Origin of the sequence: Oligella sp. HMSC05A10, assembly GCF_001808335.1 — a bacterium.
Taxonomy (GTDB): domain Bacteria; phylum Pseudomonadota; class Gammaproteobacteria; order Burkholderiales; family Burkholderiaceae_B; genus Oligella; species Oligella urethralis.
The window spans coordinates 1-1,262 of the sequence record NZ_KV792850.1 but is presented as its reverse complement, the minus strand read 5'-3'; the positions used below and the strand labels follow the sequence as shown (position 1 = coordinate 1,262).

Below are 1,262 nucleotides of genomic sequence, written 5' to 3'. Positions count from 1 at the left end.
AGGAAGTTTGAGGGGTTATTGCAAAGGTCTCACCATATTTGGCACGCCATTTATAGAAGGTGGCACTGCTCATGCCGTGCTCACGACAAAGCGCAGGCAGCGGCGTACCGGCCTCTGCCTGCTTAAGAATCGCTAAAATTTGACTATCGGTATATCTTGATTTACGCATTGAATTTCCTTTATAGAAAATTCTACCTCAAATCACTACGGTTCTGAGGGGAGATTACCCCATGCGCTTTATTGAATCCCTACTGAAGGCTCTATAAATCGCTCTTTAATAATTAAGCAGTTTGAGACAATAGCTTTATAATAAGGTTTTTTTAATTCCTTCAAATTGAAATAGTCTGGACAGAATACGCGAGTTTCACCAACATTCCATAAGAAATATCCATACAGAGTATTTGGATGTTGCTGATATGGCAAATCGGTAGAGGATAGGTAAGATTTACTGTCTTGAGTTGTTCTTGCAATTCGTTCTTTTAAGTTTAGTAATTGATTTGTTGTAATATTATTGATTTTTAATTGTTGCTTAAGTTTGAATCTTCTAATGTAATCTTCATCTAAAACATACCAAGAGGCATTACTGGGTAGCTGACTAAAAGAGGCCATACGTATAATAAATTGTTTGCCAATTGATTGTGAAAATGTTAACGGAAGTGTAAAAACAAGTGTTAATGCTACCAGGGCGATTAAGAAGTTTTTAGTGGAAAAAGTTTTATTTGGTATCTCGAGTTGCTTCGATGTTCGAGCAATATAAAAATAGATAACCATAATGATATAACTCGTTATTAAAGTTAATTTAACGCCATGCCATTTAAAAAAAAGCCAAGTAACTATAAGTATTAGTATAAAACTTACAAGAGTTAATATAATGGGGATATGATATAGGGATTTACCTTTATGATAGAGTAAAATTAAGCTCAGTATTACTAATAGTATATAACTTGCTAGTACATATGAAGTTACGAGTAAAAATACGCTTATTAGCAAAAAGGTTGCGTCTGATTTTATTGTCGCCAGAAAAAGATGCGATAGACCGAGTTCATTTAGGCTTTGCCAAATTGTTGTACCGCTTAGAAATAAAATAATAGGGGCAACAATATTAATGAATATTTTGACAGAATCTAAAGCAGAAAGATCTGTAGTCATTAGGTTATTCTGTGAGGATTGATTTTCGTTTTCCTGTTTGGTCGCTTTCATTAATTTTTGTTTGTAAAATATTTTGAGTTGTAATGACCCAGCACTTTCTGCTCACATTATGC

At 34.0% G+C, this 1,262-nt stretch carries 2 protein-coding genes; both read right to left on the bottom strand.

Annotated features, from left to right (window positions below):
• Positions 1-169: transposase (locus tag HMPREF3144_RS11340; protein ID WP_141742702.1), on the bottom strand; the 169-nt coding region annotated here is incomplete at its 3' end.
• Between the two features lie 68 nt (positions 170-237).
• Entirely contained in the window at positions 238-1,200 is a 963-nt protein-coding gene (locus HMPREF3144_RS01190; protein ID WP_070475820.1) for a hypothetical protein, read from the bottom strand.
• Positions 1,201-1,262 lie beyond the last annotated feature (62 nt).

Bases quoted from the DNA above. Each gene is read 5' to 3' on its own strand.
- HMPREF3144_RS01190 (WP_070475820.1), bottom strand. From the start codon at position 1,200: ATGAAAGCGACCAAACAGGAAAACGAAAATCAATCCTCACAGAATAAC.